Genomic DNA, 4,833 nt, shown 5'->3' on the forward strand with positions numbered 1-4,833 from the left:
GCGCGACAACAGCTGGAACACTTTCTCGCCGCCCCAGCTTTCATTATGAAAAGTGACCAGCATGCCGTTACCGGACCACACGCCGCGCGTGCCCCACGGCGTTTGCGCCGCTGCTTCGTCCAGCACGCTGCACAGGCAGTAGCGCGCGCCGATAATCATCTCAAAAGGTAAGCCCGCTTGTCTACAGCGTTGTTCGAACTGGCGGATCTCTTCGATCAGTAACTGGCGCAATCCGGCAGGATCGTCATGTGTCGCGGCCTGCCGTATACGTACCACGGCATTCAGGATAGGTGCTGCGGCATTAAGCAAAAGGTTATCATTGCCCGCGACAATGCCATCGCGAGCAAGGGAATCCTGAGTCATTAAATCTTGGTTATCCAGGCAAGGGCGAAAATCACAGCCCGCACGGCGAAAGCTGCTGCGGGCATTGTGCGCCGGATTGCATTATCAGTCTAAAATCCAGGTCGCGGTATCGTTAGTGCGACAAGCTTTACTGGCGCCCCCAACGGCCACACAGACCTGTTTGCTGTTGCGGCGAGGACGCGGGCGATCGCTGCGAATGGTCGCGTCATAACGGCTGCTCTCTACGCCCGCTTTCGGCGGAATATAGCCAATTAACTGGCCGTTAGGCTCATCGGCCACCGCAAGCCAGCTGTGTTCAACGCGTCCCAGCACTTCAAACGGTTTGGCGTTATCAAGATAGCGCACTACCTTGCCACCAAAATCAGGCGTGGTCATCACGGATGCCGCATAGAGCGCGCGATAACTCTCATTGACCGGCGTGAATTCGCCAGGTGCTGCCACCGCATGACGATGAACCAGTTGGACGCCATTCACTTCACTGGTTACCAGCGTGTCATCAGTAACGGGTGGCGGTGGCGCTTTACAAGCAGCCAAACTCAACACCGCCAGCAACACAAGCACGAGACTCTTATTCACCATGATCCTCAAATTTCATCAGATTAGCTGCAGAGTAATCTGCGGCACGAGCCTTTAAGGCAGGCAGATTAGGCAGCGAGAAAGCCATCAAAAAAACAGACAGATTACAGAAAGATAGTGCTGAACTAAGTCTACCTAAGACTTTTGAGAATTCAAACCATTGCACCCTTAGAAATCCCGTGCTACCGGGCGAAAAAGCAGCGCAGGCCGATGATATAAAACACATAGTCACGGTGATAGATAAGCTCAGTTAATTTATTCGCTGCAGTTAGCGATGCGCGGTGGCGTAGCAGCTTTTGATGCCTGCTAGTGCCAATCAAAAATGGTAAATAAGATTAATCTATTTATGCAAGTTAAAAAAGATTGCTCAGCGAAACAATTTTCTTAAATTCGGAATTTCCGGGCACATTTTTGCCACTTTTAAACGCAGCACGGCATGGCTTTTGCTTAATTCTCTGTTTACACCGCTAAACCGCTGGAGAAAGCAATGAATCGGGCTTTGAACTATCTGCGTGCCAGCCGCGCCAGCGAGATAGCCAGTTTGCAACGGCTGTTGCGAACCGGCGAACAGATTACCGCCATCAGTGAATTGATCCATGTGCTGCAGCGTGAACGTGGAGCCAGCAATATCTGGCTGTGCTCGGAAGGTCGATTGTTTGGCGAAGAGCTGGCACAGCGCGCCGCAGAGGTTGAATTGCGTGAGCAAAGTGCGATGGCGGTGCTGCCAGAAGCAGAGGCGCAGCCCGGCTACAGTCGCTTTTGCATGTTGATCGCTACTGCGCTTCAGGCGCTGGACGGACTACCGGCGCTGCGTCAGCAAGTACACAGCCGCACCGTGACGCAGGCGCAGGCGATGGATGCGTTTAATCACATCATCTGCACCTTACTCAATCTGGTATTTGAAGCGGCGGATACCGCCAGTGAACCGGACATCTCGCGTGCGTTAATCGCGCTATTTAGCTTTATGCAAGGCAAAGAGCTGGCCGGACAGGAGCGCGCCACCGGTTCGGCGGGATTCGCTGCCGGTGAATTTACCGAGACTCAACGGCAGCGCATTCAGGTGTTGATCGCTGCGCAGGAGCAAAGCTTTGCCACCTTCAGCCAATTTTCTGATGCGGAAAATCTGCAACGCTGGCAGGCGATAGCCGATGCCGGCAGCCAGATTGAGCGGCTAAGACGCATCGCCTGCACCGGCGCACAGTGTGGTGAAAATGGCGTGTTGCAGTGGTTTAGTCTGCTCAGTTCGCGTCTCGATCAGATGAAACAGATTGAAGATACGCTGTGCGCCACGCTGATGAACCGCTGTCAGTGCGCGATTGCGGCTGTCCAGCACAGCGAACATCCGCCGATTGCCATCGGAGAAGAGGCCAGTTTTTCGCTCTATGTCGCGGGTGCCAGCTGGCTGTCAGGCGCTGAAACCACGCTGGACAGCAATGGCCTCGCGCCCCAACTCGGGCGTTCGGTGCTGGCGTTGATCCGTGAGCAGTCGCAGCGTCTGCAGACGCAGGCTGATGAACTCGCCTCGATGCGCGCTTCACTGGATGAACGCAAAATTATCGATCAGGCGAAAAGCTGGTTGATGCAGCAGCACGGTTTCAGCGAGCAGGATGCGTGGCAGGCGCTGCGTAAGAGCGCCATGAACCAGAACAAACGGCTGCTGGAAATTGCCCAGGCGGTGCTAGCGGTTGCCGCCACGCTAAAGGCATAACCCGAAGGAGGTAGCTGCACAAACCCTGTGCGTAGGGTGCGTCAGCGCAGTGCAAAAATGACGCACCCTCAGTGCATTTATAGCGGCAGGCTTGATAACACGGCCTGATATTTTTGGCACAGGCTTTGCAATACCTCACAGACATTGCGCATTTGTTTCGCCAACGGCGGTGAAGCGAGTGCTTTGGATAAAGGCGTCCGGCCCCATGTTTTTGCGACATGCGGGAGGACGCCTTTTTTTATTCTTTTTTTAGGGATGCGCATGATGAGCAAAACGCGGTTCACGGTGTCACGACGTCAATTTCTCCTGGGTAGCGCGGTGGTCGGTGGCAGCTATTTACTGCCGGGATTACGCAATGCGGTGTGGGCTGCCGGTTCCGATGCGCCCGAAAAGAGCAACATTCGCGTCGGCTTTATTCCGCTCACCGACTGCGCGCCGGTGGTAATGGCCTCAGTAAAAGGCTTCGATAAAAAATACGGCCTGACGCTGCAACCGAGTAAAGAAGCCAGCTGGGCGGCGGTACGCGACAAACTCACCGCTGGTGAGTTGGACGCAGCGCACGCGTTGTACGGCATGATTTATGGTCTGCAGTTGGGCATTGCCGGGCCTCAGCATGAGATGGCTAATCTGATGACGCTCAACAACAACGGGCAGGCCATCACACTGGCGAATCAGCTTAAAGATCAGAAAGTCACCGATGCGGCCAGCCTGCAAAAGTTAATCGCCAGTCAAGCCAAAGGCAGCTTGACCTTCGCGCATACCTTCCCAACCAGTACGCACGCCATGTGGCTCTATTACTGGCTGGCCAACGCCGGAATCGACCCGTTTGAGGATGTGCGCACCGTGGTGGTCCCGCCACCGCAAATGGTGATGAACATGAAGATGGGCAATATGAGTGGCTTCTGCGTTGGCGAGCCGTGGAATCAGCGCGCCATCAGCGACAACATCGGTTTTACCGCCACGACCACACAGCAAATCTGGCCGGATCATCCGGAAAAAATTCTCGCCACGCGCGCCGCCTGGGTGCAAGAGAACCCTAATACCGCCCGCGCGCTGACCGCCGCCGTGCTGGACGCCGCGCGCTGGATCGATGCCTCCGACGTTAACCGCAAAGAGACCGCGCAGGTGCTGGCCGGGCGCGCGTGGATCAACACCAAAGTGGAAACGCTGGAAGGGCGCATGCTCGGTCAGTACGAAAACGGGCTCGGTCAGCGCTGGCAGGATGCGCACGGTATGCGCTTCTTCCGCGATGGAGAAGTGAGCTTCCCATGGATTTCCGACGGCATGTGGTTCCTGACGCAGATGAAGCGCTGGGGCATGGTGCAAACCGCGCCTGATTACGCAGCAGTGGCGCGTCAGATCAACCGTATCGATATCTACAAACAGGCCGCCAGCGCGGTGGGCGGCATCAGCGTCCCAGCCGGCGAGATGCGCAGCAGCACACTGTTCGACGGCAAAGTGTGGGACGGCAGCAATCCCGCCGCTTATGCCGACAGTTTTGCCCTTAAACGCAGTTAAGTGAGGTCATGATGAAATCTGAAGCACGCACGCTAAATGCCGCGCCGATCGCCGCGCAACCCGCGCAGGTGATTGCACTCAAGGTGACGCCCGCACCGCGTCGAGGTCAACGCTGGCTCCGTCCTCTGCTGCAGCGGCTAATCCCGGCCAGTTGCGGCCTGATTCTGCTGCTGTTTGTCTGGCAACTGGCTTCTATGTCCAGTAAAGGCTTCCCCACGCCGTACGCCACCTGGCAAGCCGCCGTCACGCTGTTTGCCGATCCGTTTTACAACAACGGCCCCAACGATCAGGGCATTGGCTGGAACGTGGTCGCCTCGCTGCAACGGGTGGCAATCGGCTTTGGGTTGGCGGCGCTGGTGGGGATTCCCGCCGGATTTCTGATTGGTCGTTTTAGCTTTATCGCGCACATGCTCAACCCGATCATCGCGTTGCTGCGCCCGGTCAGCCCGCTTGCCTGGTTACCGATTGGCCTGCTGCTGTTCCAGCGCGCTGAACCGGCATCAAGCTGGACCATTTTCATCTGCTCCATCTGGCCGATGGTGATCAACACCGCCGAAGGCGTACAGCGAATTCCGCAGGATTATCTCAATGTGGCGCGCGTGCTGCGGCTCAATGAGTGGACAGTGATGCGCCGCATTCTGTTCCCGGCGGTGCTGCCCGCAGTGTTA

Annotated in this window: 5 protein-coding genes; 3 read left to right on the forward strand and 2 right to left on the reverse strand. The window is 56.5% G+C overall.

Going from position 1 to position 4,833, the window contains the following annotated elements; translation table 11 throughout:
• Both icmH and RTY00_RS19955 read right to left on the reverse strand, forming a co-directional pair.
• The coding region (gene icmH / locus RTY00_RS19950) for a type IVB secretion system protein IcmH/DotU (protein WP_312665750.1) at positions 1–363 on the reverse strand (363 nt) is incomplete at its 3' end.
• Positions 364–447: 84 nt separating this feature from the next.
• Entirely contained in the window at positions 448–942 is a 495-nt protein-coding gene (locus tag RTY00_RS19955; RefSeq protein ID WP_154156458.1) for an SH3 domain-containing protein, read from the reverse strand.
• Positions 943–1,426: 484 nt separating this feature from the next.
• Between RTY00_RS19955 and RTY00_RS19960 the strand changes: the two genes are divergently transcribed.
• The 3 genes from RTY00_RS19960 to RTY00_RS19970 form a co-directional block, all read left to right on the forward strand.
• The gene (locus tag RTY00_RS19960) at positions 1,427–2,647 is read left to right on the forward strand and encodes a nitrate- and nitrite sensing domain-containing protein (RefSeq protein ID WP_312665752.1); all 1,221 of its coding nucleotides are present in this window, start codon (positions 1,427–1,429) and stop codon (positions 2,645–2,647) included.
• 261 nt (positions 2,648–2,908) lie between these two features.
• Positions 2,909–4,165 carry a CmpA/NrtA family ABC transporter substrate-binding protein gene (locus tag RTY00_RS19965; protein WP_409519153.1) on the forward strand — a complete coding sequence of 419 codons (1,257 nt, stop codon included), beginning with the start codon at positions 2,909–2,911 and terminating at the stop codon, positions 4,163–4,165.
• An 11-nt stretch (positions 4,166–4,176) separates the two neighbouring features.
• The coding region (locus RTY00_RS19970; RefSeq protein WP_312665754.1) for an ABC transporter permease at positions 4,177–4,833 on the forward strand (657 nt) is incomplete at its 3' end.

It is taken from the genome of Pantoea sp. CTOTU49201 (assembly GCF_032054795.1).
Classification (GTDB): Bacteria; Pseudomonadota; Gammaproteobacteria; order Enterobacterales; family Enterobacteriaceae; genus Pantoea; species Pantoea symbiotica.